Annotated in this window: 22 protein-coding genes; 12 read left to right on the top strand and 10 right to left on the bottom strand. The window is 65.3% G+C overall.

What is annotated here, in order from left to right:
- Positions 1–167: 167 nt before the first annotated feature.
- Both AC0L3U_RS19855 and AC0L3U_RS19860 read right to left on the bottom strand, forming a co-directional pair.
- Entirely contained in the window at positions 168–1,094 is a 927-nt protein-coding gene (locus AC0L3U_RS19855; RefSeq protein ID WP_473362885.1) for a bifunctional helix-turn-helix transcriptional regulator/GNAT family N-acetyltransferase, read from the bottom strand.
- A 62-nt stretch (positions 1,095–1,156) separates the two neighbouring features.
- Positions 1,157–1,732, bottom strand: a complete 576-nt coding sequence (locus AC0L3U_RS19860; RefSeq protein ID WP_473294456.1) for a glycosyltransferase family protein — start codon at positions 1,730–1,732, stop codon at positions 1,157–1,159.
- Between the two features lie 334 nt (positions 1,733–2,066).
- On the opposite strand from AC0L3U_RS19860, the gene AC0L3U_RS19865 reads away from it, so the two are divergent.
- Positions 2,067–2,906, top strand: a complete 840-nt coding sequence (locus AC0L3U_RS19865; RefSeq protein WP_473362886.1) for an RMD1 family protein — start codon at positions 2,067–2,069, stop codon at positions 2,904–2,906.
- Here AC0L3U_RS19865 and AC0L3U_RS19870 read toward each other — a convergent pair.
- Together AC0L3U_RS19870 and AC0L3U_RS19875 are read right to left on the bottom strand one after the other, a co-directional pair.
- Positions 2,900–4,084, bottom strand: a complete 1,185-nt coding sequence (locus AC0L3U_RS19870) for an acetate/propionate family kinase (protein WP_473362887.1) — start codon at positions 4,082–4,084, stop codon at positions 2,900–2,902. The two genes, AC0L3U_RS19865 and AC0L3U_RS19870, sit on opposite strands and share 7 nt — an antisense overlap.
- Before the next feature lie 8 nt (positions 4,085–4,092).
- Positions 4,093–6,507: a phosphoketolase family protein gene (locus AC0L3U_RS19875; RefSeq protein WP_473362888.1), complete on the bottom strand. Its 2,415-nt coding sequence runs from the start codon at positions 6,505–6,507 to the stop codon at positions 4,093–4,095.
- A 212-nt stretch (positions 6,508–6,719) separates the two neighbouring features.
- On the opposite strand from AC0L3U_RS19875, the gene AC0L3U_RS19880 reads away from it, so the two are divergent.
- The 4 genes from AC0L3U_RS19880 to AC0L3U_RS19895 all read left to right on the top strand — a co-directional run bounded on the left by AC0L3U_RS19880 (position 6,720) and on the right by AC0L3U_RS19895 (position 10,905).
- On the top strand, positions 6,720–7,883 hold the full coding sequence (locus AC0L3U_RS19880) for a PA0069 family radical SAM protein (protein WP_247438855.1): 1,164 nt from the start codon (positions 6,720–6,722) through the stop codon (positions 7,881–7,883).
- 24 nt (positions 7,884–7,907) lie between these two features.
- On the top strand, positions 7,908–8,363 hold the full coding sequence (locus tag AC0L3U_RS19885; RefSeq protein ID WP_473362889.1) for a VOC family protein: 456 nt from the start codon (positions 7,908–7,910) through the stop codon (positions 8,361–8,363).
- A 77-nt stretch (positions 8,364–8,440) separates the two neighbouring features.
- Complete coding sequence (locus AC0L3U_RS19890) at positions 8,441–9,298, top strand: ribonuclease HII (RefSeq protein ID WP_473362890.1); 858 nt, start codon at positions 8,441–8,443, stop codon at positions 9,296–9,298.
- A gap of 98 nt (positions 9,299–9,396) precedes the next feature.
- The gene (locus AC0L3U_RS19895; protein ID WP_456765573.1) at positions 9,397–10,905 is read left to right on the top strand and encodes a glycosyltransferase family 39 protein; all 1,509 of its coding nucleotides are present in this window, start codon (positions 9,397–9,399) and stop codon (positions 10,903–10,905) included.
- Between the two features lie 123 nt (positions 10,906–11,028).
- Here AC0L3U_RS19895 and AC0L3U_RS19900 read toward each other — a convergent pair whose 3' ends face one another.
- Positions 11,029–11,838: a uracil-DNA glycosylase gene (locus tag AC0L3U_RS19900; protein WP_456765572.1), complete on the bottom strand. Its 810-nt coding sequence runs from the start codon at positions 11,836–11,838 to the stop codon at positions 11,029–11,031.
- A 135-nt stretch (positions 11,839–11,973) separates the two neighbouring features.
- Between AC0L3U_RS19900 and AC0L3U_RS19905 the strand changes: the two genes are divergently transcribed.
- From AC0L3U_RS19905 to AC0L3U_RS19915, 3 genes are all read left to right on the top strand, one after another.
- Positions 11,974–13,635 carry an electron transfer flavoprotein-ubiquinone oxidoreductase gene (locus tag AC0L3U_RS19905; protein WP_473362891.1) on the top strand — a complete coding sequence of 554 codons (1,662 nt, stop codon included), beginning with the start codon at positions 11,974–11,976 and terminating at the stop codon, positions 13,633–13,635.
- Between the two features lie 335 nt (positions 13,636–13,970).
- Positions 13,971–15,773, top strand: a complete 1,803-nt coding sequence (locus AC0L3U_RS19910; protein ID WP_473362892.1) for a tetratricopeptide repeat protein — start codon at positions 13,971–13,973, stop codon at positions 15,771–15,773.
- A gap of 28 nt (positions 15,774–15,801) precedes the next feature.
- The gene (locus AC0L3U_RS19915; protein ID WP_473362893.1) at positions 15,802–16,686 is read left to right on the top strand and encodes a 4-(cytidine 5'-diphospho)-2-C-methyl-D-erythritol kinase; all 885 of its coding nucleotides are present in this window, start codon (positions 15,802–15,804) and stop codon (positions 16,684–16,686) included.
- A gap of 114 nt (positions 16,687–16,800) precedes the next feature.
- On the opposite strand, the gene AC0L3U_RS19920 is transcribed toward AC0L3U_RS19915, so the two are convergent.
- From AC0L3U_RS19920 to AC0L3U_RS19940, 5 genes are all read right to left on the bottom strand, one after another.
- Positions 16,801–17,676: an alpha/beta fold hydrolase gene (locus AC0L3U_RS19920; RefSeq protein ID WP_473362894.1), complete on the bottom strand. Its 876-nt coding sequence runs from the start codon at positions 17,674–17,676 to the stop codon at positions 16,801–16,803.
- Between the two features lie 7 nt (positions 17,677–17,683).
- Positions 17,684–18,316 (bottom strand): LysE family translocator, encoded by a 633-nt coding sequence (locus AC0L3U_RS19925; RefSeq protein WP_473362895.1) that lies wholly within the window; start codon positions 18,314–18,316, stop codon positions 17,684–17,686.
- Between the two features lie 60 nt (positions 18,317–18,376).
- The gene (gene fabF, locus AC0L3U_RS19930; protein WP_473294473.1) at positions 18,377–19,633 is read right to left on the bottom strand and encodes a beta-ketoacyl-ACP synthase II; all 1,257 of its coding nucleotides are present in this window, start codon (positions 19,631–19,633) and stop codon (positions 18,377–18,379) included.
- Position 19,634: 1 nt separating this feature from the next.
- The gene (locus AC0L3U_RS19935) at positions 19,635–20,150 is read right to left on the bottom strand and encodes a winged helix-turn-helix transcriptional regulator (RefSeq protein WP_456765567.1); all 516 of its coding nucleotides are present in this window, start codon (positions 20,148–20,150) and stop codon (positions 19,635–19,637) included.
- 441 nt (positions 20,151–20,591) lie between these two features.
- Entirely contained in the window at positions 20,592–21,599 is a 1,008-nt protein-coding gene (locus AC0L3U_RS19940; protein WP_007594965.1) for a polyprenyl synthetase family protein, read from the bottom strand.
- 132 nt (positions 21,600–21,731) lie between these two features.
- On the opposite strand from AC0L3U_RS19940, the gene AC0L3U_RS19945 reads away from it, so the two are divergent.
- The 4 genes from AC0L3U_RS19945 to AC0L3U_RS19960 all read left to right on the top strand — a co-directional run bounded on the left by AC0L3U_RS19945 (position 21,732) and on the right by AC0L3U_RS19960 (position 24,152).
- Entirely contained in the window at positions 21,732–21,959 is a 228-nt protein-coding gene (locus tag AC0L3U_RS19945; RefSeq protein WP_007607161.1) for a putative signal transducing protein, read from the top strand.
- Complete coding sequence (locus AC0L3U_RS19950; protein WP_473362896.1) at positions 21,952–22,722, top strand: tRNA1(Val) (adenine(37)-N6)-methyltransferase; 771 nt, start codon at positions 21,952–21,954, stop codon at positions 22,720–22,722. The genes AC0L3U_RS19945 and AC0L3U_RS19950 overlap by 8 nt, the downstream gene beginning before the upstream one ends.
- 211 nt (positions 22,723–22,933) lie before the next feature.
- The gene (locus tag AC0L3U_RS19955; RefSeq protein WP_473362897.1) at positions 22,934–23,842 is read left to right on the top strand and encodes a S49 family peptidase; all 909 of its coding nucleotides are present in this window, start codon (positions 22,934–22,936) and stop codon (positions 23,840–23,842) included.
- A 118-nt stretch (positions 23,843–23,960) separates the two neighbouring features.
- On the top strand, positions 23,961–24,152 hold the full coding sequence (locus AC0L3U_RS19960; protein ID WP_007607173.1) for a hypothetical protein: 192 nt from the start codon (positions 23,961–23,963) through the stop codon (positions 24,150–24,152).
- The last annotated feature ends 132 nt before the right edge of the window (positions 24,153–24,284 follow it).

Raw genomic sequence — 24,284 nt, forward strand, 5'->3', positions numbered from 1 at the left:
TGTGGGGGAAGGTGGCGCGAAGCGCCGGATGAGGGGTTTTCTCCGCAGGCACGAACGCTCGCGGAGACATACCCCTCACCTTACTGAGCGCGCGTCCGCCAGTGCTGCTGCCCTCTCCCGCAAGGGGCGAGGGCACATTTACTTGCATCTCGCTCGTTGCGAGAGTGCTACAGATCTCGCTCCCAGGTCTCGCCGATCAGATCGACACCGAAGCTGTGGTGCTTCTCTTCCTTCACGAGCTTGAAGCCTGCACTTTGATAGATGCCACGCGCGGCGACCAGGATGCTTTGCGTCCACAGCGTCATCTTGCTGTAGCCCCTCTCGCGTGCGCCCTGGATGCATTGCTCGACCAACGCGCGGCCGACACCGAATCCCCGCGCTTTCTTCTCCACCTGCAACAGGCGCAGCTTGGCAATCTCATCCGTGGCCTTGACCAGGAAGATCGAGCCGACCGGCTCGCCATCCACTTCCGCAATCCAGCAGTGCTCGCGAGCGGCGTCATAGTTCTTGATGAACTGTGCGCAGATCTCGGCGACCAGGGCCTCGTAGCTGATATCCCAGTTGTAGTCGGCCGCATAGGCGGCGGCCTGGCGGGAGATGACCCAGCCCATGTCGCCGACGCGATGGCTGCGCAGCATGAAAGCCGCGGGCTGGCTTCGATGCTCCAGCACAGCTTCGATGGTCGCCATAGCCTGCGTGAGCCGCGTTGCGTCGCTGGCCGAAAGCTGAGCCAGCATTGCGGCGACCTCGTTTTGCGAGCCCAGGTTCAGCTTGGCAAAGCTCTGGCGCCCCTTGGCGGTGAGGCTGAGCTGGTATTGCCTGCGATCCGCGGGCAGGGGTCTGCGGGTGATCAGCCCCTTTTCGTCGAAGCTCTGCACGATGCGGCTGAGATAGCCGGGGTCGAGGCCAAGCTCGTTGCCTATCTCCTTTGCGGCAAGGTCGTCCCGTTGTGCGAGCTCGTAGAGCACGCGGGCCTCGCTGAGCGAGAACGGGCTCTTGCCAAGGTGCTGGTCGAGCACGCCAAGCTTGCGGGTATAGAAGCGGTTGAAGGCGCGAACCGCTGCGACGTGGTTCTCGGTACCGTCAAATGACATGGCTCACCTCAATACTTGCTATTGTCAAATAATTATTTGACTTTGGCAAGTATTGAAGTGCTTCAGCCGACCATGACGATCCGGCTGCGCAGCATGATCCGTGACGAGCGGCCGAGCCGCCGGAGCAACCGCGCCTCGGAGCGGCGGGCTTGGGGCGGGTAGCCGCCGATGCGGTCGTAGTGATCACGCGCGATCAAAAGTCCCTGATCGCCGAAGGGACCGACGAGCTTGCGCATCAGGGCCCAGAGAATATCGCGGAAGCCGGCATCGGCGTAGGGTGAGCGGGCATAGCGGAAGACGGCCGCACGATCCCGGCCGCTGGTCGAGACGGACTGGATAAACTGAGCGGTTTCCTCGATCCAGCCGGTTTCCAGCACGGCGCCCGCGGGAAGGAACATCAGCCAGGACGAACGGGCCTGGAGTGCGCCGGCGGCGAGCGCGGCGCCTTGCGTGGATCCTTCGAAGCCGATGAAACGGCAGCCCGCGACGTCGGCAACGCGCTCGATGACGCCATTGCGGGTGCTATCGACGAGGAGCACTTCCCGGACGATGCCTGCGGCGGCACCGGGTACCAGCGCGGCCAGAGTTGCGACCGCGGTCTGCTCGACGCCTTCGGTCGGAATGATGACGCTCAGCATGATTGAGGCTTCAGTGTCCACACTTCGGGAGAAGCGTAGCTCATTGTCAGGGCGTCATAAAACATGTGGCGCTGCCGAGTGCAACTTTCCGGCCGTGCTTCGGTATACGATGGTAAACCGCTGCAGCCGTCGCATCCAAATATGTCCCGTACGGGGCGGCGATATTGCCGAATGTGTCGGCGCCGCCCTTGCTTGACCGTATTAGTCCGGAGGTTGCCGCAACATTGCGCGACGCGCAGGCCGTTCGCAATCCTGCATGAAGAGGATGCGATAGCTGACTGACGAGCGCGGGAACGGGAAAAACGTGCAAGCACGCCGCTGACGAGGGCTTCGTATGAACGCTGATCAACTTGCTGTTAACACGCCGGCGACATCTCCCAGGCCGGACAGCGCGCCGATCTTGCGGATTCGGGCGGTGATGCTGGGTGAACGCATCAATCCCTCCGGCCTCGAGCTGGGTGCGACCCTCTCCTCGACCCCGGCCGCCTTCCGCGTCCATGCCGGCCTCGCGGTAATCTTCCGCTACGGCGTCGTGGTGCTGATCGGTCTCCTCCCTTCGGAGGAGAAGGTGCTGATCGACAGCCTGAAGCCCCGCGTGATCGGCGAATTCAGCCCCTACGAGGAGGAAATCGCGCAGGCGCAACTCTGCAAGGATGAAAGCGCCGAGGCGATCCTGCCGGGCGGCCCGATCTGCCTCGCCAAATTCTCCGACGACCGGCTGCTGCTGATCGCGGACGCGCTCGCCAAGAGCACTTCTCTTGCGCGCGACGAGCGCCGTGTCGCCGCGGTCTTCGACGTCATCGAGCCGTTTGCGCGCAAGCTCGCCGAGCAAGGCCGCACACCGCCCCGGCGGAAGGGCATCTTGCAATTGATCGGCAATGCGCTTCTCGTCCAGCAGCGCGTCGCCGGCCGTGTCGCTGTGGCCGAGAAGCCCGACGTGCTCTGGGAGAAACCCGAGCTCGACCGGCTCTATGCCCGCCTTGAAGACGAGTACGAACTGAAGGAGCGCCTCGACACGCTCGAACGCAAGCTCACAGCCGTGTCCGAGACCGCCAACGCGCTCACCGACATCATCGACACCCAGCGCTCGCTCCGCCTCGAGATCGCGGTGGTGGTGCTGATCGTGATCGAGGTCGCGATCGGATGTTTTCAGATCCTTGCCGGCATTCACTGAGCGCCTTGCAACAGCGCCGCGCAATTGCGCGCGATCGTCAGTTCTTCGTTGGTCGGGATGATGAAGACATCGACTGCGCTGTCGCCGCCGCTGATACGCTCGCATCCCTCATCATTGGCAGCCGCATCGATGCGAACACCGAGCCAGTCGAGACGCTCACCGATCGCGCTGCGGATTTCCCCGGCATGCTCGCCGATGCCGCCGGTGAAGACCAGGCAGTCCAGCCCGGCAAGTGTTGTCGCCATCGCCGCCACCTCCTGCGCGGCGCGGAAGGTGAAGAGCTCGACCGCCTCCCGTGCCGCAGCTTCGCTGCTCGCAAGCAGCGTGCGCATGTCCGACGCGATGCAGGAGACGCCGAGCAGGCCCGATTCGTGGTAGAGCAGGTGCTGGACATCGTCGACCGACATCTTCTCGTGCTGTTGCAGATAGAGTAGCACGCCCGGGTCGATCCTGCCGCACCGCGTGCCCATCACCAGCCCGTCGAGCGGCGTCAGTCCCATCGTGGTGTCGATGCTGCGGCCGTCGCGCAAGCCGCACAGGCTCGCGCCATTGCCGAGATGCGCGATCACAGTGCGCTTCGCCACGAGCTGCGGCGCGATTCGGGCGAGCCGTCCCGCGACATATTCGAACGAGAGGCCGTGAAATCCGTAGCGCCGGACGCCGCGCTCTTCATAACGCCGCGGAATGGCGAAGCGGCTGGCGGGCGGCGCAATACGGTGATGGAAAGCGGTGTCGAAGCAGGCGATCTGCGTCAGGTCGGGCCTGATCGCCCTGATGGCGCGGACCGGCGCCAGACACCGCGGCTGGTGCAGCGGCGCCAGCGGCGTCAACGCCTCCAGTTTTGCGGTGACATCGTCCGTCAGCTCGACCGAAGCGGAATAGTCCGGACCGCCATGGACGACGCGATGGCCGACGGCGCGCAAGCGGTGGTCGCCGAAGCGATCCTCGATGAAGCCGAGCACGTCGGCGAACAGATGATCGCTGTTCGCATCCGATGCTTCCCTCCCTTGCTGGAACAGGTCTTCGCCCGCGGGGCTCTTCACGACGAGCCGCGGCTTCGTCTCGTGCTCGTCGAGCAGGCCCTTGCACAGCAGGGTGGGCTCGGCCGCCGAGATCTCGAACAGGCCGAATTTGATGCTCGACGATCCCGAGTTGAGAACGAGAACGGTGTTCAACATGGCTGCTGTCAGTCGCCTGCCTCCGCCGGCGTGTTGCCGCCGGCGCTGTTCTGCCAGACCCATTCCTGGATTTCCGGCATGTCCTCGCCGTATTCGCGCACGTAGCGCGAATGCTCGATCAGCTTGTCACGGAATTGCTGCTTCACCTGCGCCGCTTTGGTCGCGAGCCCCGGTACGCGCTCGATCGCCCCGATCGCGAGGTGATAGCGGTCGAGTTCGTTGAGCACGACCATGTCGAACGGCGTCGTCGTGGTGCCTTCCTCGGCAAAGCCGCGGACGTGCATGCCGGCGTGGTTGGTGCGGTTATAGGTCAGCCGGTGGATCAGATAGGGATAGCCGTGATAGGCGAAGATCACCGGCTTGTCGCGGGTGAACAGGCCGTCGAAGTCGCGGTCGGACAAGCCGTGCGGGTGCTGCTCCCTGGGTTGCAGCGTCATGAGGTCGACGACGTTGACGACGCGGATCTTCAGCTCGGGCAGCGCCTTGCGCAGCAGGTCGACGGCGGCGAGCGTTTCCAGTGTCGGCACGTCGCCGGCGCAGGCCATCACGACATCGGGCTCGCCATTCGCGTCTTCCGTGCCGGCCCAGCTCCAGATGCCGATGCCGGCATCGCAGTGCGTGGCTGCCTCCTGCATCGACAGCCATTGCGGCGCCGGCTGCTTGCCGGCCACGATGACGTTGATGCGGTCATAGGTGCGCAGGCAGTGATCGGCGATCCACAGCAGCGTGTTGGCGTCCGGTGGGAAGTAAATGCGGACGACGTCGGCCTTCTTGTTGGCGACGAGATCGACGAATCCGGGGTCCTGATGGCTGAAGCCGTTGTGGTCCTGGCGCCAGACATGCGATGTCAGCAGATAGTTGAGCGAGGCGATCGGTCGCCGCCACGGCAGATGCCGGGTCACCTTCAGCCATTTGGCGTGCTGGTTGAACATGGAATCCACGATGTGGATGAAGGCCTCGTAGCAGGAGAAGAAGCCGTGCCGGCCCGTGAGCAGGTAGCCCTCTAACCAGCCCTGGCACAGATGTTCGCTCAAGACTTCCATCACGCGTCCGTCCTGGGCGAGATGCACGTCGTAAGATTTTGTCGGCTCCATCCAGACGCGTTCGGTGGCCTCGAACACTGCATCGAGCCGGTTTGAGGCGGTTTCGTCCGGGCCCATGATGCGGAAGTTGCGGGCCTCGGCGTTGAGGCGGATGACGTCGCGCAGGAACTTGCCGAGCTCGCGGGTTGCCTCCGCCACGATGCCGCCCGGCTGAGGCACCTCGAGGGCGAAGCTGCGGAAGTCCGGCAGCTTCAGCTCCTTCTTCAGAAGGCCGCCATTGGCGTGCGGATTGGCGCCCATGCGGCGGTTGCCTTCGGGCGCGAGCTCCTGGAGCTCCGTAATGAGCGCGCCGCTCACGTCGAACAGCTTTTCTGGCTCGTAGCTGCGCATCCAGTCTTCGAGAATCTTCAAATGCGCCGGATTGTCGCGGCAGTTCGCGACGGGCACCTGATGCGCCCGCCAAAAACCCTCGACCTTCTTGCCGTCGACTTCCTTGGGGCCGGTCCAGCCCTTCGGGCTGCGCAGCACGATCATGGGCCAGCGCGGGCGTTCGACGCTCTCGCGGCCGTCGCGGGCGTGCTGCTGGATCGACCGGATGCTGACGAGCGCGACGTCGAGCGCGTCTGCCATGGCCTGGTGCATCAATTTGGGATCGTCGCCCTCGACGAATAGCGGCTCGTGGCCGAGCCCGTGGAAGAGATCGCGGATCTCGCCGTCGCGCATCCGCCCGAGCACGGTTGGGTTGGCAATCTTGTAACCGTTGAGATGCAGGATCGGCAGCACCGCGCCGTCATGCCCGGGATTGAGGAACTTGTTGGAGTGCCAGGACGCCGCGAGCGGGCCGGTCTCGGCCTCGCCGTCTCCGACGACACAGGCGACGATCAGGTCGGGATTGTCGAATGCCGCGCCATAGGCATGCACCAGCGCGTAACCGAGCTCACCGCCTTCGTGGATGGAGCCCGGCGTCTCCGGCGCCGCGTGACTCGGGATGCCTCCGGGGAAGGAGAATTGCCTGAACAGTTTGCGCAACCCGTCGGCATCGCGCGCGATATCGGGATAGATCTCGCTGTAGCTGCCTTCAAGATAGGTGTTGGCGACCATGCCGGGGCCGCCGTGGCCGGGACCGCAGACATAGATCACGCTCAGGTCCAGCGCGCGGATGACGCGGTTGAGATGGGCATAAATGAAGTTCAACCCGGGCGTCGTGCCCCAATGGCCGAGCAAACGCGGCTTGATGTGCTCGGGCCGTAACGGCTCACGCAGCAGCGGATTGTCGAGCAGGTAAATCTGCCCGACGGAGAGATAGTTCGCGGCGCGCCAATAGCGGTCGAGCAGATCGAGGTCGCTGCTCGCTGCGGCCGATTGTTGTTGATTTGTCATGTTCCTGCCGACCTTCACCCGGGATCGTCACCAACCGAGTTTCGGCGAGATCGATCCTTCGGCAGCATCAAACGAGATCGCCGTGACGCCACTGTTGCGTGAGGTCAAAAGCGGGCGCGCGAAGTTTGGGCAGCTCTACTGTGCATGGGGTTGTTTTCACGTTTTTTGGTTTGTGTTCTTGATTTGTTCCTTCGGCGTGCTATCTTGGCTTCATGAGTCCAGCATCCTCTCATGCTCTCAAGCACCCGCCGGTCACGGCGCCCTCCGAGCCGGCGGGTGCGCCTTCTGACTTCCCTGAGCTGGCGGTCGCCATCGACCGCCAGCGCAGGCGAGGCCGGGGCGCGCAGTCCAACGCCAGCGGCCGCTTTGAGGCCGAGGCGCGCGTCGCATTCGACGATGGCTGGCAGAGCCTTGAAGAACTGCCGCCGTTCAAGACCACGGTCGGGATCGACACCTCGCGCAAGGTGATCACCCGCAACGAATCTCCCGACATCGGCTTCGACCGTTCGATCAATCCCTACCGCGGCTGCGAGCACGGCTGCGTCTATTGCTTCGCGCGGCCGACGCATGCCTATCTCGGCCTGTCGCCGGGGCTCGACTTCGAGTCGAAGCTGTTCGTGAAGCCCGAGGCACCGGCGCTGCTCGAGAAGGAGCTTGCAGCGCCCGGCTACGAGCCGCGAATGATCGCGATCGGCACCAACACCGATCCCTATCAGCCGATCGAGCGCGAGCGCAAAATCATGCGCGGCATTCTGGAGGTGCTGGAGCGCGCCGGCCATCCCGTCGGGATCGTCACCAAGTCGGCGCTGGTGACCCGCGACATCGACATTCTCGCGCGCATGGCCAAGCGCAACCTCGCCAAGGTCGGCATCTCCGTGACGTCGCTCGATCCGAAACTGGCGCGCACCATGGAGCCGCGGGCGTCCACGCCGCCGAAGCGGCTGGAGGCGCTGAAGCAGCTTTCCGAGGCCGGCATTCCGACCACCGTCATGGTCGCGCCCGTCATCCCCGCGCTGAACGATTCCGAGATCGAACGTATCCTGGATGCTGCGGCCCATGCCGGCGTCAAGGAAGCCTCCTACGTGCTGCTGCGGTTGCCACTCGAGGTGCGCGATCTCTTTCGGGAATGGCTGATGGCGAACTATCCGGACCGCTATCGCCACGTCTTCACGCTGATCCGCGACATGCGCGGCGGCCGGGACTACGACGCGAAATGGGGCGAGCGCATGAAGGGCACCGGCCCGATGGCCTGGACCATCGGCCGCCGCTTCGAGATCGCCTGCGACAGGCTCGGGCTGAACAAGCGGCGCTCCAAGCTGACGACGGATCATTTTGCCAAGCCGAAGCGGAATGGCGATCAACTCAGCCTGTTCTGAGGGACGAAGTGAGAGAGGCGTCGTATGAGTAAGGAACTGCCAGCTCCAATCCCGCGACTTACCGTCATCACGCTGGGCGTGAATGACATCCGCGCCAGCATTGCCTTTTACGACGCGCTTGGTTTCTCGCGCCGGCTCAAGGTGACCGGCGAGGCCGTGGCGTTCTATGACACCGGCGGTCCGGTGCTCGCGTTGTTTCCCTGGGATCAGCTCGCGGCCGACGCCACATTGCCTGATCATCCGAGGCCATCGACGTTCCGCGGCATGACGCTCGCCTGGAACTGCCGCGCGCGTGAGGAGGTGGATGCGGTGCTGGCCTTCGCCGTCAGCAATGGCGCCGCGCTGCTGAAGGCCGCGCATGAGACCGACTATGGCGGTTATTCCGGCTATTTCGCCGATCCTGACGGCCATCCCTGGGAAGTCGTGGCCGCGCCCGGCATCGAAGTCGGCGAGGACCGGCGGGTGCATCTGGCGGAATAGGGCGGCTGACTTGAATAACGGGAATTGTCCGAGGTTCCCGGTTGCGCAGGCCATCCCGCTTGCGCACGATCCTGGCCATGATTCGGGATCAATCCGCCAAGAAGCCGGCCAAAGGCGCGTCCAAGAAGGCTGCGCCTGAGAACAAGAAGGTTGCGCCCAAGAACGAGAAGGCTGCGCCGAAAAAAATCGCCAAGGCGCTGGCCGGCACCAAGAGCGCCATCATCGTCGCCCCAAGCTTCCGCCGCGAGCGCGCGCTGATGAAGCGCGGCGTCTGGCCGGTGGCGGGCTGCGATGAGGCCGGCCGCGGGCCGCTGGCCGGTCCTGTGGTGGCGGCGGCGGTGATTCTCGATCCCGACCGCATCCCGCGCGGCATCGACGATTCCAAGCGCCTGACGGCCGAGGAGCGCGAAAGGCTGTTCGACAAGATCTGCGCCACCGCCCAGGTCTCGGTGGCCGTCGCCTCCCGCGCCCGCATCGACCGCGACAACATCCTGCGCGCCTCGCTGTGGGCGCTGAAGCGCGCGGTGGTGGCGCTGCCCCAGCAGCCCCGGCACGTCTTCGTCGACGGCCGCGACCGGCTCGACACGGCATGCGATTGCGAGGCCGTGATCGGCGGCGACGGCATCGTCCTGTCGATCGCAGCGGCCTCGATCGTCGCCAAGGTGACGCGGGACCGCCTGATGTGCGCGCTGGCTCAGGACTGTCCTGGCTACGGTTTCGAGCAGCACAAGGGCTACGCCGTGCCCGAGCACCTCGATGCGCTCAACCGCCTCGGCCCCACTGTCCACCACCGCAGCTTCTTCGCCCCCGTAGCCGCCGCACGCGCCAAGCACATGCCCTGGACGGTCGAGCCGGCGCAGGATCTGTTTGCGGTGACCGAGATCGAGCTGCAGGTGGACTCGAGCTCGGAAATCGACGCGTCGGCAAATCTCTAGACGAGACTCGGTTGCCACGACGCGTCGCGCCCTCTATCAAAATAGTCGTGAGCGAATAGGGCCGGCTTCACGGGTTGGCTGCATCTTTCGGACGTTGCATGCGGTTTACCTCCCTGGTCATCGAGCTCATTCGCGCGCGGCCGCGGCTGATCGTCTGGATCGCCGTGCTGCTCCAGGCCGCGATGTGGCTGTTCGTGGCGCTGGTGTTTTATCGCAGCCCGCCCGGCAGCCTCGCGACGCTGCTGGCCTTCGGCCGCGAATACCAGGTCGGCACTGATTTAGGCCCGCCCTTGCCGGTCTGGCTCGCCGACATCGCCTATCGCGCTGCCGGCGGCCACGTGTTCGGCGTCTACATCCTGGCGGAGCTCTGTGGGGTCGCGACCTTCATCGCGCTCTATCATCTGTCCCGCGCGGTGGTCGGCCCCCAGCAGGCTGTGCTGGCCGTGCTGCTGACCATGACGCTGCTGGCCTTCTCCTCGCCCGTACTCGACTTCGGCCCGCTGGTGCTGGCGCGGCCGCTCTGGGCACTGCTGCTGCTGCATTCCTGGCAGATCATCGGACAGCGCCGCGGCAACGCCTGGTTTGCCTGGTCGATCGAGGCGGGCCTCCTGCTGCTGACGACGCCGGCTGCGATCTTCCTGCTGTTGCTGATTGTCGTCTTCGCACTCGCAACCGCGGACGGCCGCCGCACGCTGCGCGCATTCGACCCGCTGTTTGCGCTGGTGGTCGTCGCCGTGCTGGCATTGCCCTATGCCGTCTGGCTGATGCGCGCCGAGGTGCTCGTCCTGCCGGCCTTGCCTGCGGTCAGCGAGCTCAATGCCCGCGCGCTGCACGCGGCCTGGCTGCTCGGGGGGCTCCTGCTCGGCGCGGCGGCGATCCCGGCGCTGACCGTGCTCAACACCGGCCTGTTCGTTCCCAAGAGCGAGGAGGCGCCGATCATCTACCGCCCGCCGGTCGAGCCGCTCGCGCGCAATTTCGTCTATTTCTTCGCGTTGGCGCCGGCGCTCGGCGCGGTGCTGATCTCCGGCCTGCTGGGCCTCGACGCCGTCGTCGGCGGCGCCGGCGTCGTGCTGGTGTTGTCGGGGCTTGCCGTGGTCGTGGGAGCCGGCGATCTCATCGCGATGCGCCGCGCGAGGATGCTGCGGATGGTCTGGGCGGCCGCCGTCATCGCGCCCGCAATCGGCGTCGTGCTCGCCGTCCTGCTCCTGCCGTGGACCGGTGCCAACGAGATCGCGACCTCGATGCCGGCGCGCGCGATTTCGGACTTCTTCGACGAGAGCTTTGCCCGCCGCACCAATCATCGTCTGCGCGCGGTCGCGGGCGAGACCCAGCTTGCCAGCCTGATCACGCTGCATTCCGGCCGGCCCCATCTGTTCATCGATGCCCAGCCTTCACGCACGCCGTGGATCAACCAGGCCAAATTCAGCGAGACCGGCGGCGTCGTGGTCTGGCGTGCCTCCGACACCGCCGGCACCCCACCGCCGGACATTCTCGCGCGCTTTCCCGGCATCGTCCCGGAAGTCCCGCGCGCCTTCGAATGGCTGGTGACCGGACGCCAGCAACTGCTGCGCATCGGCTGGGCCATCGTGCGGCCGAAGGGGACTTAGTCTCTCGCTCTTCGTCGTCATTGCGAGGAGCCCTTGCGACGAAGCAATCCAGTATCCCTCCGCGTAAAGATTCTGGATTTGCTTAGCTGCGCTCGCAATGACGGGGAGAGGTCGTACGGCTCCTTACGCGCCCGCCAGCACCTTCGCGATCGCGCGGAGATCCTGCCAGGCGAGCCGCTTGTACGACGGCGAGCGCAACAGATAGGCGGGATGGAAGGTCGGCAGCGCGCGGATGGTGCGCGCGCCCGTCTCGTAGTCGAACCAGCGGCCGCGGGTGCGCATGATGCCTTCGCGGGTCGATAGCAGCGTCTGGGTCGAGGGATTGCCGAGCGTCACCAGCACATCCGGATTCACCAGCTCGATCTGGCGCTGGATGAAGGGCAGGCAGATTTGCGTCTCCTGCGGCGTCGGCGTGCGGTTGCCGGGCGGCCGCCAGGGAATCACGTTGGCGATGTAGGCGGTGGTGCGGTTGAGGCCTATGGCTCCGATCATCAAGTCGAGCAGCTTGCCGCTGCGCCCGACGAAGGGCAGCCCTTCGATGTCCTCGTCGCGGCCCGGTGCCTCGCCGACGAACATGATGCGCGCCTGCGGATTACCGTCGGCGAAAACCAGCCGTGTCGCCGTGTGCTTCAGCGCGCAGCCGTCGAAGCTCTGCATCAACTCGCGCAGCGCCTCCAAGGTCGGCGCGGTGCGTGCGGCCTCGCGCGCCGACGCGATCGCGATGTCGGGCGCGGGGGCCGCCTCGCCGCGCAACACTGCCGGCGCGGCGGCCGGCCGTGGGGCTTCGACCGGAGGCGGCGCGCGCGGGGCCGGAGGTGGAACATCCAATTCCGCCAGGCGGTCGATCGGTTCCTCCGCGAGCGTGCAATCGACTCCGGCCTCCAGATAGAAGGCGAGAAGCTCTCGGACCGTGGGTGCGGGTTCTGGGATCATCGGAAAGTCTGACTATTAGTCCAGTTTGGGGCGCCTTGCACCCCGGCGAAACGCATTTCCGAGGTTGTCCTACCCGGAAAAATCGGAAACAAGAGGGCGCAATCGACCAAGGACCGTCTCAAGGGCTGAGATCAGATGAGCACCGAAGAACTTCCCCCGCGCGAATCCATGGAATTCGACGTCGTCATCGTCGGCGCCGGCCCCTCGGGTCTGGCTGCAGCGATCCGGCTGAAGCAGATCAATGCCGATCTCAACGTCGTCGTGGTGGAGAAGGGCTCCGAGGTCGGTGCGCATATTCTCTCCGGCGCCGTGATCGATCCGGCCGGGCTCGACAAGCTGATCCCGGACTGGCGCGAGGATTCCGATTGTCCTCTGAAGACCCAGGTGAAGGACGACCGCTTCTACTGGATGACGGGCGGCGGCGCGATCAGGCTGCCTAACTTCATCATGCCGCCGCTGATGGACAATCATCACTGCTATATCGGCTCGCTGGGCAATGTCTGCCGCTGGCTGGCGCGCAAAGCGGAAGCGCTAGGCGTCGAGATCTATCCCGGTTTTGCCGCGGCCGAGGTGCTCTATGACGAGCAGGGCGCGGTGAAGGGCATTGCCACCGGCGACATGGGTATCGGCCGGGACGGCAAGCCGAAAGACTCCTTTACCCGTGGCATGGAATTGCTCGGCAAGTACACGCTGTTCGCGGAAGGCGCGCGCGGCAGCCTGACCAAACAGCTCATCGCGAAGTTCGCGCTGGATACCAAGAGCGAGCCGGCGAAATTCGGCATCGGGCTCAAGGAAGTTTGGCAGATCGATCCCGCCAAGCACCAGAAGGGCATGATCCAGCATTCGTTCGGCTGGCCGCTCGATCTGAAGACCGGCGGTGGCTCGTTCCTCTATCACTACGACGACAACCTCGTTGCCGTCGGCTTCGTCGTGCATCTCAACTACGACGACCCGTATCTGTCACCGTTCGACGAGTTCCAGCGTTTCAAGACCCATCCGTCAATCCGCTCCACCTTCGAAGGTGCCAAGCGGCTCGCCTATGGCGCGCGCGCCATCACCGAGGGCGGCTATCAGTCGGTCCCGAAACTCAGCTTCCCCGGCGGCGCCCTGATCGGCTGCGCGGCGGGCTTCGTCAACGTTCCCCGCATCAAAGGCGTGCACAACGCGATGGGCACGGGCATGCTCGCCGCCGAGCACGTTGCGTCCGCCATTGCCGCCGGTCGCGCCAATGACGAGATCGTCGATTACGAGAACGCCTGGCGCTCCTCCTCAGTCGGCAAGGATTTGTTCCTGGTCCGCAACGTCAAGCCGTTGTGGTCGAAGTTCGGCACGGTGCTCGGCGTTGCGCTCGGCGGCTTCGACATGTGGTGCAACACGCTGTTCGGCGGCTCGCTGTTTGGCACCCAGTCGCACGCGAAGCCCGATCGCGCGACGCTCGATCCGGCCAAGACCCACGCGCCGCGGACCTACCCGAAGCCGGACGGCAAGATTTCCTTCGACAAGCTCTCGTCGGTGTTCCTGTCCAATACCAATCATGAGGAGGACCAGCCGGTCCATCTCAAGGTCACGGACATGAACCTCCAGAAGACCTCCGAGCATGACGTGTTTGCAGGTCCGTCGAACCGCTATTGCCCGGCCGGCGTCTATGAGTGGATAGAGGAAGGTTCGGGTCCGCGCTTCCAGATCAACGCTCAGAACTGCGTCCACTGCAAAACCTGCGACGTGAAGGACCCCAACGGCAACATCACCTGGGTTCCCCCGGAGGGCGGCGGCGGTCCGAACTACGAGGCGATGTAGGCGGGGTCAGCAAGCCACAATCCAGGTGACCAAGGCCCAAGGCGACCAATATTGCGTGACCTTGGCCCTGCGACGCACGTTCGCGTGAGAACCCGGCCGCGGTCCCGCTCCGTGGTCACGATAAGGCCATACTGGCGGCGTCTTGGGGCGCTCTTGACCGGTGACTTGGCCGATTTGGGGCGTGCGGAGGGGACCGCCCGGCCCGAATCCTTGCGGTGAAGCGCCAAAAGCGGCATTGTCGGCCCGACGGTTCCGGGTCCCCATGCCACCGGCCGCGTTCGCATGCGATACGGCCTTCTTCAGACCCAGGCACTACCAACTCAAGGCGAGCCCTGATGTTTTCAAATCGTTTCAACCGCTGGACTGTTGCCGCCATCGCCCTCATGGGCACAGCGATCGCGACGGTCCCCGGCGCGGTCCTGGCGCAGACGCCCGACCATCCGTCCGACACGGCGGCGCAGTTTCCGACCCGAAACGATCTGAAGGCGCTGACCACTTCCGGCAGCTATCTCGCCGCCCGCCACGCCAGCGTCGAGCGCGATGCGGCCTCCGCCGCCGCGTTCTATCGCTCGGCCCTGCGCACCGATCCCAAGAACAACGAGCTGCTCGACCGCGCCTTCATCTCTTCGGTCGCCGACGGTGACATCGACGAAGCCGTCAAGCTCGCCGAGCGCATCCTGACCATCGACAAGACCAACCGCGTTGCGCGCCTCGTCGTCGGCGTGCACGATCTCAAGTTCAAGAAGTACGCGACCGCGCAGACCAACATCAACCAGTCGATCCGCGGTCCGATCACCGATCTCGTCGCCACGCTGCTGTCGGGCTGGGCCGCCTATGGTGCGGGCGATGCCAAGGGCGGTGTCGCCACCATCGACAAGCTGGCCGGTCCGGAATGGTATCCGCTGTTCAAGGATCTCCATGCCGGCATGATCCTCGAGCTCGCCGGCAAGGAGAAGGACGCGGGCAATCGGTTCGAACGTGCCTACAAGCTCGACGATTCCATGCTGCGCGTCACCGAGGCCTATGCGCGCTGGCTTTCGCGTAACAAGGACTCGGCCGCCGCGACCACCGTCTACCAGGCTTTCGACAAGAAGCTCGCCCGCCATCCGCTGATCGTGGAAGGGTTGCGCGACACCAAGGCCGGCAAGAAGATGCCGCCGCTGGTCGATAGCGCGCAAGCCGGCGCCGCCGAAGCACTCTACGGCATCGGCGCCACACTGACCCGCCGCGGCGGCGAGGATCTGGCGTTGGTCTATCTCCAGCTCTCGCTCTACCTCCAGCCCACCCATCCCCTGGCGCTGCTGTCGCTCGCCGATCTCTATGAATCGGTGAAGCGACCGCAGATGGCGATCAAGGTCTATGAGCGGGTGCCGGCGTCCTCGCCGCTCAAGCGCAACGCCCAGATTCAGCTCGCCATCGATCTGGATTCCGCCGACCGCACCGACGAGGCGATCAAGATCCTCAAGGGGGTCACCACCGAGGATTCCAAGGATCTCGAAGCCATCATGGCGCTGGGCAACATCGAGCGCGGCCGCAAGAAGTTCGGCGAATGCGGCGCGACCTATTCGCAAGGCGTCGACGTGCTGCCGGCCGGCAACGACAAGGCCAACAGCGTCTGGTATTATTATCGCGGCATCTGCGAGGAGCGCTCCAAGCAGTGGGGCAAGGCCGAAGCCGACATGAAGAAGGCACTCGAGCTGCAGCCCGACCAGCCGCACGTTCTCAACTATCTCGGCTATTCCTGGATCGACCAGGGCATCAATCTCGACGAAGGCATGAAGATGATCAAGCGGGCCGTCGAGCAGCGCCCGGACGACGGCTACATCGTCGACTCCCTTGGCTGGGCCTATTATCGCATCGGCAATTACGAGGACGCGGTGAAGAACCTCGAGCGCGCCATCGACCTCAAGCCCGAGGATCCCACCATCAACGATCACCTCGGCGACGCCTACTGGCGCGTCGGCCGCACGCTGGAAGCCAAGTTCCAGTGGGCGCACGCCCGCGATCTCAAGCCCGAAGCGGATGAGCTTCCGAAGATCGAGGCCAAGATTGCAAACGGTATGACCGACGACAATTCGAACTCCTCGGCTGCGCAGGCGGAGAAGGAGAAGAAGAAGGACGACGGCAAGGGCGGCTGAGCGAGTTGAAGTTGGGGGCGTGTCGTCAATGCCGGCGTTGATTGAAGAAGGGCGCGCGAAGGTCAATCTGAGCCTTCGCGTGGTCGGCCGTCGTGCCGACGGCTATCATGATCTCGAAAGCGTGGTCGCCTTTGCCGACTGCGCCGACCGGCTCACGCTGGAGCCCGGCGGCGAGCTGAAGCTCACCACGACGGGGCCGCTTGCGGCGGCCTGCGGCGATATGGCCGACAACCTCGTGTTCAAGGCGGCCAAGCTCCTGGCCGAAGCCGTCCCGAACCTGAAGCTGGGCGCCTTCGCGCTCGACAAGGTGCTCCCTGTCGCTGCCGGCATCGGCGGCGGCTCGGCCGACGCCGCGGCGGCGCTGCGGTTGCTGGCGCGTCTCAACGATCTTTCGCTCGAAGATCCGCGGCTGCAGAAGGTTGCGCTTGCGACCGGCGCCGACGTGCCGGTGTGTCTGTTCTCGCGCGCCTGTGACATGACCGGTGTCGGCGAACAGCTGCTGCCGCTCGCGTTGCCGAGCATGCCCTGCGTGATGGTCAATCCTCGCGTGCCGGTCGCGACCAAGGATGTGTTCCAGGCGCTGGGCCTGCGCAACGGCGAACTCCTGGTCGGCGCCACCTCCGTCTTCGACGGTCCGGCCTGGCCGGGCGAGGGCGCCTCCATTGCCGATTGGGTCGACACGCTCGAGACCGTCGCCAACGATCTCGAAGCGCCTGCGATGCGCATCGAGCCGGTGATTGGTGACGTGCTGGAAGCCTTGCGTGGCTCCGCCGGCGTCAAGCTCGCCCGCATGTCCGGCTCGGGTGCAACGTGTTTTGCGATCTATGGCGCATTTGCCGAGGCGCATGCCGCCGCCGAGAAGATCCGCAGGGATCATTCCGGCTGGTGGGTGCACGCGGGAACGCTGAGCTAGGTATTTCGCCGACGACGGTGCCGGTAGCCCGGATGGAGCGAAGCGCAATCCGGGATGGTTCGGCTGCGGCGGTCCCGGATTACGCTACGCTCCATCCGGGCTACGGCAGTTGAGCTAGCCGCCGCTTTCCTCCGCCAGTCCGAGAAACCGCCGGATTTCGCCCAACACCTCTTGCGGCTTGTCATGTTGCAGCCAGTGTCCGGCGCCGGCGATGGTCTCGACGCGCGCCTGCGGAAAGTAGCGCTCCAGGCCCGCGGCCCTCGCGCCAGCCAGAAAACTTTCGCCGGCATTCAAGAGCAGCGTCGGGCAGGTGATGCGCGACCACAGCGCGATGTGATCGTCCGGCCAGAGCCGGTGCGGCGCAGAGGCGCGCTGGTAGGGATCGAACTTCCAGCTATAGGTGCCGTCCTCGTTCTGCCGCGCGCCGTGGGTGGCGAGATGCAGCGCGAGGTCGCGGGACAGCCGCTTGTTGTGAAGCACCATCTGCGCCGCGGCGTCTTCGAGGGTCGGATAGCGGCGCGGTGCGCGGTCGTGCAGCTTGTCGAGCTGACCGACCCATTTGCCGATCCGCTCATGCACCGGCGGTTTTGGTGTATCCGGCAACATCGTCACGCCGTCGAGCACGACCAGCTTCGAGACCTGTTCGGGGAATGCCCCCGTAAAGATCAGGCTGACCATGCCGCCCATGGAATGGCCGACGAGAGTGACTTGAGGGGCCGCTATGGCACGGACGAGCTGGGCGAGATCGTACACATACTCCGTCAGCGCGTAGCTGCCGCCTTTGGTCCAGTCGGAATCGCCGTGACCGCGCAGGTCGGGTGCGAGCACGTGAAAATGCGGCTGTAGCGACCGGGCGATGACGTCCCAGCTCCGGCAATGATCGCGCCCGCCATGGACCAGGATGGCGACGGGCGCGCCATCGTTGCCCCAATCGGCATAGTGCAGCCGCAGGCCGTGAGACTCGAAAGTGCGGCTTTGCGGGGCGAGCATGGTGGAGCTATCCATTCGCGGGCCGCCGCGCCAGTGCGAGCGACAGGCCGAGCCCCGCGATGAAGACGCCGGAGCCCTGGGTGAGACGTCGCATCAGATGCGGCCTTCCGATCAACTGCGTGCGTGTCGCGGAGGCCATCAGCACCACAACGATATCGGCGAGCGTGTTCAGCGTCACCGAAATTGCACCCAGCATGATGAATTGCAGCGTCGGGTTCGATCCCGCCGGGTCGAGGAACTGCGGAATAAAGGCGAGGAAGAATGCGGCGGTCTTCGGGTTCAGCGCCTCGACCAGCACGCCGTCGCGAAAGGCGCGCTTGTCGCCGACGGGCTCGCTGTCGAATGACAGCGCGCGGCTGGCGCTGCGAAAAGTCCTGATGCCGAGCCAGACCAGATAGAGTGCGCCGACAAATTTCACGGCGGCAAACAGCTCGGCGCTGGCAAGGATGATCGCGGAGATGCCGAGGCTGCCCGCGACCACATGAACCAGACCGCCGAGCGCGGTGCCCGCGGTCGATGCAAAGCCGCTGGCGCGCCCTTCCGACAAGGTCCGTGCCGCCACGTAGAAAATGCCGGGGCCGGGAACGGCGGCGATGAGACAAGCAGCGGCCAGGAACAGCCAGAAATTCGTGTTGATCATCCTGCTTTGGTAGCGATGCTTGCCGCGATTGCAAGGCCCGTCGTTCTGCAAGGCTTGCGTTTAGCCCATCCGGCGGAAGATCACGCTGGCATTCACCCCGCCGAAGCCGAACCCGTTCGAGATCGCGTGCTGCATCGGCATCGGGCGCGCCGCACCGGCGACGATGTCGATGCCGTCAGCGGCGGGATCGGGGTTTTCGAGATTAAGCGTCGGCGGTGCGATCTGGTCGCGCAGGGCGAGCACGGTGAAGATCGCTTCCAAGCCGCCGGCGGCACCGAGCAGATGGCCGGTGGCCGACTTGGTTGCGCTCACGGCGATGCCGCGGTGACGACCGAACAGCGCGGCAATCGCGCCGAGTTCACTCTCGTCGCCGGCCGGCGTCGACGTCGCATGCGCGTTCAGGTGCTGTAAATCCGCAGGCGCAAGCTTGGCCTGCCGGAGCGCGATCTCCATGGCGCGCCGGGCGCCGTCGCCGTCGGGCGGTCCCGACGTCATGTGATAGGCGTCGGCGGTCGTGCCGTATCCGACGATCTCCGCGATCGGCGTCGCGCCGCGCGCCAAGGCATGCTCCAGCTCCTCGATCACCAGGATGCCGGCACCTTCGCCCATGACAAAACCGTCGCGATCGCGATCGAACGGGCGCGAGGCGCGCGCGTCATTGAACCCGCTCGACAGTGCGCGGGCCGCAGCAAAGCCGCCGAGGCTGACGATGTCGATGCAGGCTTCCGCGCCGCCGCAGATCGCCACATCGGCCTCGCCCGCGCGGATCATGCGCGCTGCATCGCCGATCGCCTGAACGCCGGCGGCGCACGCCGTGACCGGTGTGCCCAGCGCTCCCTTGTAGCCGTATTTGATCGAGACGTGGCCGGCCGCGAGGTTGGCGAGGAAGGAGGGGATCGTGAACGGCGACAGCCGGCGCGGGCCGCGTTGTTCGGTGATGCGCACCGCTTCCGCCATCGCCGGAAAGCCGCCGACGCCGGAGGCGATGATCGTTGCGGTTCGTTCCTGCGCCGCCGCGTCCTGCGGCGTCCAGCCGGCCTGCGCCACCGCTTCTGCGGTGGCGAGCAGCGCGAACAGGATGAAGCGGTCCATCTTGCGCTGGTCTTTCGGCGCGGCGGCCTGGGCGGGATCGAAGCCGCCGTCGGCGTCATCGGCCTTGTCGGGCACGAGGCCGGCAATGCGTGCGGGCAGCGCCTGCGACCATTCCGGCAGCGGGCGCAGCCCGCTTTGGCCGGCCAGCAGCCGGCGCCAGGACAGCTCGACACCGCAGCCAAGCGGCGACACCGCGCCCATTCCCGTCACGACGATACGACGCATGTCAGTCTCCAGCCGGCGCGACGGCCGGGTTCATGGCTTTGAGCGAGGTCAGCCGTTTACGCATGAGGCGGCTGGCGCGGGGACCGGCGATGATGACCGCATTGGTGAGCGTGATCGGCTGCATGTCGGCGGCATCGACCACGACCGGATTGAATGGACGACGATCGGAGCGGTTCGCGAGCAGGATGGCTTCGCCCTTCGGTGCGAGATGCTTGTTGCCCCACGCGAGCAGAGTTGCGACCACGGGGAAGAAGTCCCGGGCCTTGTCCGTCAGCACATATTCGTAGCGCGGCGGCCGTTCGTGATAGCGGCGGCGAACGAACATGCCGCTTTCGGTGAGATGGGCCAACCGCCGCGACAGGATGTTCGGCGCGATCCCGAGGCTTTGCGAAAACTCGTCGAACTTCGTTGCGCCCTGGAACGCATCTCGCAGGATCAAAATGCTCCACCATTCGCCGACCGTCTCCACGGCGCGGCCGACCGGACATTCCTGGATGGAGGGGGATTTGGGCTGCATGAGGGGAAGGTAGGGATGTAACTTGCAAAATGCAAGTCAGTGGGCGACTTCAGGAGGTTGGCAACGGCTTGCCACACGATGGCGAGAATCGTGACTACGAGTCTGAATGCGAGTTGGAGGACCGCACTCGCGCGCATCTTGCCCCGTCATTGCGAGCGCAGCGAAGCAATCCAGACTGTCGCCGCGGAGGGATTCTGGATTGCTTCGCTGCGCTCGCAATGACGATGTTGATGCGGTGCGCACACTGCTTCCCCACCGTCGTCCCGGCGAAGGCCGGGACCCATAACCACAGGGAGTAGTTTGGCGAACACTGGTAGTGAAGATGCCTTCGCGCGGTATGAACACCGCGCGAAGACCGACAGATCACGCGGTATGGGTCCCGGCCTTCGCCGGGACGACACTGAGGGTGTGGCTACCAGCAAGCGCTAAGGATGCAAGTAGCTAATGCGACCGTGCCAGACAGAACGCCACGACCTGCTCCAGCGCGCTCTTCATCGGCGAGGACGGGAACAGCGCCAGCGCGTCCACCGCCATGGCGCCGTAGTGCTGGGCGCGGCTGCGGGTGTCTTCGAGCGCACGATGCTTGTTCATCAACCCGATGGCGTGGTCGAGGTCGGTGTCGCCGATCTCGCCGCGCTCGAGCGCGCGGATCCAGAAGGCGCGCTCGGTGTCGTTGCCGCGGCGGAAGGCGAGCACGACGGGCAGCGTGATCTTGCCCTCGCGGAAATCGTCGCCGGTGTTCTTGCCGAGCTTGGCGCTCTTGCCGCCATAGTCGAGCACGTCGTCGACGAGCTGGAAAGCGATGCCGAGATTCATGCCGACCGAACGGCAGGCGGTCTGCTCCGCCTTCGGACGGTTGGCGATCACGGGCCCGACCTCGCAGGCGGCCGCGAACAGCTCGGCGGTCTTGCCGCGGATCACGGCGAGATATTCGTCCTCGGTGGTCGCGGTGTTCTTGGCGGCGGCAAGCTGCATCACCTCGCCCTCGGCGATGGTCGCTGCGGCCGCGGAGAGAATATCGAGCGCACGGAGCGAGCCGACCTCGACCATCATGCGGAAGGCCTGGCCGAGCAGGAAGTCGCCGACCAGCACGCTCGCCTCATTGCCCCAGAGCATGCGCGCCGACAGCTTGCCGCGGCGCATCTCGCTCTCGTCGACGACGTCGTCATGGAGGAGGGTCGCAGTATGCATGAACTCGACGCTGGCTGCGAGCTTGATATGGCCGTCGCCGGTGTAACCGGCGAGGTTGGCCATGGCCAGTGTCAGCATCGGGCGCAGGCGCTTACCCCCGGAGGAGATCAAATGGTTGGCGACCTCCGGGATCATGGTCACGTCCGAACCGGTCCGCGACAGGATCGTGGCGTTGACGCGCTCCATGTCACCGGCGACAAGGGCAACCAGCTCTTCGATCGACGCGCCGGGAGTTTCGAAAGGTACGATGACGGCCACGCCGGTCTCCAATATTTGCCCCGGAAGGGCTATTCTGATGGAAAGACAATAGAAACTGGACGGGGATGCGGCAAGGGCCGTGGAACCATTGACATTTGGCGCTTAATCCCCGTCAGGCAGGAGGCCTGTGTTTTGCGAGAACTGGTTCGGACCAACGATATGGTGCTGGTGTCGGCGATTGGCGCGCTGCTCGACGGCGCCAACATCCATCATCTGGTGCTGGACCAGAACATGAGCATCATCGAGGGCTCGCTCGGCATTTTGCCGCGGCGGATCCTGGTCCACGAGGACGACGCCATTGAGGCCCGGCAGCTTCTGACCGAGGCCGGCCTCAGCCACGAACTGCGCGGCGATGAGTGAAGCCCTGGCAGACCTCACCGAGGACGCCTTTCTCGGCGGGCAATTGCGGCTGAAGCAGAAGCGGTCCGGCCATCGCGCGGGGCACGACGCCATTCTGCTCGCGGCGGCGACGGAGGCGAGGGCGGGCGACCGCGTCGTCGATCTCGGCGCCGGCATTGGCACGGCCGGGCTTGCGTTAGCGCGGCGCGTTGCCGGGATCAGGCTCGGCCTGGTCGAGATCGATCCCGAGCTGGCGGAGCTTGCGCGCGCCAATGCGGCAGCGAATGCGATTGCCGCCGAGACGATCGTGCTCGACATCACCGCGGACGCGCAGGCCTTCGCGGCCGGCGGGCTCGCGCCCGACAGCGTCGACGTGGTGCTGATGAACCCGCCCTTCAACGATCCTGCTCGCCATCGCGGCTCGCCCGATCAGGCGCGCCAGATCGCGCATGTGGCGACGGATGAGACGCTGAATGCCTGGGTGCATGCGGCGCGGCGCATCCTCCGATCGCACGGCGCGCTGACATTGATTTGGCGCGCAGATGGGATCGCGGAGGTTTTGGCGGCACTGTCTCGCGGCTTCGGCAGTCTCGCGATTCTGCCGGTTCACGGTGAAGCCGGGCGGCCCGCGATCCGCGTGCTGGTTCGCGCGCTCAAGGGCGGGAGGGCCCCGGCACGATTGTTGCCGGGCCTCGTCCTCAACGAGGAGTCACGCGTGCCTAAAAAAGAGGTGGTGGATATTCTGGAGGGAAGGGCGGTTCTACCCCTGGTGGAACCGTGCTGAGCTATTGCGGAAGCGATTCCGACTGCTGCTCTTGCGGAGTCGTCAGGCGGATCGCCATGAACAGCGCACCGATCAGCAGCATCAGCAGATAGATTTTCATGGTGTTCTCCGCTGGCCCATTGCAGCCTCTCAACGGGGTTTCTGCAAAACACGTTCCGGGCCCTTCCAATGACAGTCGCGTGATAAGAAATGGTTAATCAGAGGTAACGGCATGGCCGAACAATTGAACGATCGTGAGAGTTCCGGCCTGGCCGACAAGCTCATGCAATATCTGCCGGCGCGCTTCCGTCCAGGCACGGCCGTGGTGCCGGTGGTGCGGCTGTCCGGTGTGATCGGCGCAGTGACGCCGCTGCGCCCGGGCATGACACTCGCGACCGTTTCGCGGGTGCTGGAGCGGGCGTTTTCGACGCGCAACGCCAAGGCGGTGGCGCTGGTGATCAATTCGCCCGGCGGCTCGCCGGTGCAGTCGCGCCAGATCTACCTGCGCATCAAGCAGCTCGCGGCGGAGAAGAAGCTGCCGGTGCTGGTGTTCGTCGAGGACGTCGCGGCCTCCGGCGGCTACATGATCGCCTGCGCCGGCGACGAGATCATCTGCGATCCGTCCTCGATCCTCGGTTCGATCGGCGTGGTCGGCGGCAGCTTTGGTTTCCAGGAGGCGATCAAGCGGCTCGGCATCGAGCGGCGTCTCTACACCGCCGGCGCGCACAAGGCGATGCTCGACCCGTTCCTTCCTGAAAACCCCGACGACGTCGCCAAGCTGAAGGCGCTCCAGCGCGAGATCCACCAGATCTTCATCGCGCTGGTGAAGGAGAGCCGCGGTGCGCGGTTGAAGGGCTCCGACGACACGCTGTTCACGGGCGAATACTGGGCCGGCGAGAGTTCGATCGCGCTGGGGCTCGCCGACAGCATCGGCGATCTCCGCTCAACTCTTCGTGCCCGCTATGGCGAGAAGGTTCTCACCCCCGTGATTGCCCAGCCGACCGGTCTGCTCTCCGGCCTTTTGGGCCGGAAATCGCCTGGCGCGGGGCAGCTTTCGGCCTTGGAATCAATGGCCGGCCTGCCGGACGACCTGATCTCGGCGGTCGAGACGCGCGCGATCTGGGCGAAATTCGGGTTCTAGACGGAGCCCTGCCGCGCCATTTGGCCCCAAGGAGACTTGAAGCCGTGCCAATTGCGGTGCGGCCCGGTCTGCGCAAGAATGCGCGTGGGGGCTGAGCATTGTGAACAAGGATCGACCGATGCCGCCGTTCGTCGCTTTCGCGGGCGTCCTGGGCGGGCTTGCCGTGGTCCGCTGGGCCTACAAGACCGCTGTCAGGATCAACCAGGAGCTGGAGGAGATGCGCCTCTCACGCGTCGCCGAGGCCGCCCATAGGGGGGCCGTCCAGACGCTGAAACAGGATCCGGTGACCGGAGCCTATCGGCCGGGTTAGCCGGCGTCTTTCTTCTGGGTTCGATGCTTCGCATCGCCCAGAATGACGCCATTCAACCCCTTCACCTTGATTCCCACCCCTGCCGTCGATACGGTCCCGCGCGATTCAACCCCCCGCGAGAGCCCGATCTGA

The sequence above is a fragment of the Bradyrhizobium sp. Kon69 genome, from assembly GCF_055807515.1.

Coding starts and splice junctions, on each gene's coding strand:
- AC0L3U_RS19950 (WP_473362896.1), top strand. CDS start 21,952: ATGAGTGAAGCCCTGGCAGACCTCACCGAGGACGCCTTTCTCGGCGGG.
- AC0L3U_RS19890 (WP_473362890.1), top strand. CDS start 8,441: ATGATTCGGGATCAATCCGCCAAGAAGCCGGCCAAAGGCGCGTCCAAG.
- AC0L3U_RS19855 (WP_473362885.1), bottom strand. CDS start 1,094: ATGTCATTTGACGGTACCGAGAACCACGTCGCAGCGGTTCGCGCCTTC.
- AC0L3U_RS19865 (WP_473362886.1), top strand. CDS start 2,067: ATGAACGCTGATCAACTTGCTGTTAACACGCCGGCGACATCTCCCAGG.
- AC0L3U_RS19915 (WP_473362893.1), top strand. CDS start 15,802: ATGCCGGCGTTGATTGAAGAAGGGCGCGCGAAGGTCAATCTGAGCCTT.
- AC0L3U_RS19885 (WP_473362889.1), top strand. CDS start 7,908: ATGAGTAAGGAACTGCCAGCTCCAATCCCGCGACTTACCGTCATCACG.
- AC0L3U_RS19910 (WP_473362892.1), top strand. CDS start 13,971: ATGTTTTCAAATCGTTTCAACCGCTGGACTGTTGCCGCCATCGCCCTC.
- AC0L3U_RS19905 (WP_473362891.1), top strand. CDS start 11,974: ATGAGCACCGAAGAACTTCCCCCGCGCGAATCCATGGAATTCGACGTC.
- AC0L3U_RS19875 (WP_473362888.1), bottom strand. CDS start 6,507: ATGACAAATCAACAACAATCGGCCGCAGCGAGCAGCGACCTCGATCTG.
- AC0L3U_RS19860 (WP_473294456.1), bottom strand. CDS start 1,732: ATGCTGAGCGTCATCATTCCGACCGAAGGCGTCGAGCAGACCGCGGTC.
- AC0L3U_RS19955 (WP_473362897.1), top strand. CDS start 22,934: ATGGCCGAACAATTGAACGATCGTGAGAGTTCCGGCCTGGCCGACAAG.
- AC0L3U_RS19920 (WP_473362894.1), bottom strand. CDS start 17,676: ATGCTCGCCCCGCAAAGCCGCACTTTCGAGTCTCACGGCCTGCGGCTG.
- AC0L3U_RS19935 (WP_456765567.1), bottom strand. CDS start 20,150: ATGCAGCCCAAATCCCCCTCCATCCAGGAATGTCCGGTCGGCCGCGCC.
- fabF (WP_473294473.1), bottom strand. CDS start 19,633: ATGCGTCGTATCGTCGTGACGGGAATGGGCGCGGTGTCGCCGCTTGGC.
- AC0L3U_RS19870 (WP_473362887.1), bottom strand. CDS start 4,084: ATGTTGAACACCGTTCTCGTTCTCAACTCGGGATCGTCGAGCATCAAA.
- AC0L3U_RS19895 (WP_456765573.1), top strand. CDS start 9,397: ATGCGGTTTACCTCCCTGGTCATCGAGCTCATTCGCGCGCGGCCGCGG.
- AC0L3U_RS19900 (WP_456765572.1), bottom strand. CDS start 11,838: ATGATCCCAGAACCCGCACCCACGGTCCGAGAGCTTCTCGCCTTCTAT.
- AC0L3U_RS19925 (WP_473362895.1), bottom strand. CDS start 18,316: ATGATCAACACGAATTTCTGGCTGTTCCTGGCCGCTGCTTGTCTCATC.
- AC0L3U_RS19960 (WP_007607173.1), top strand. CDS start 23,961: ATGCCGCCGTTCGTCGCTTTCGCGGGCGTCCTGGGCGGGCTTGCCGTG.
- AC0L3U_RS19880 (WP_247438855.1), top strand. CDS start 6,720: ATGAGTCCAGCATCCTCTCATGCTCTCAAGCACCCGCCGGTCACGGCG.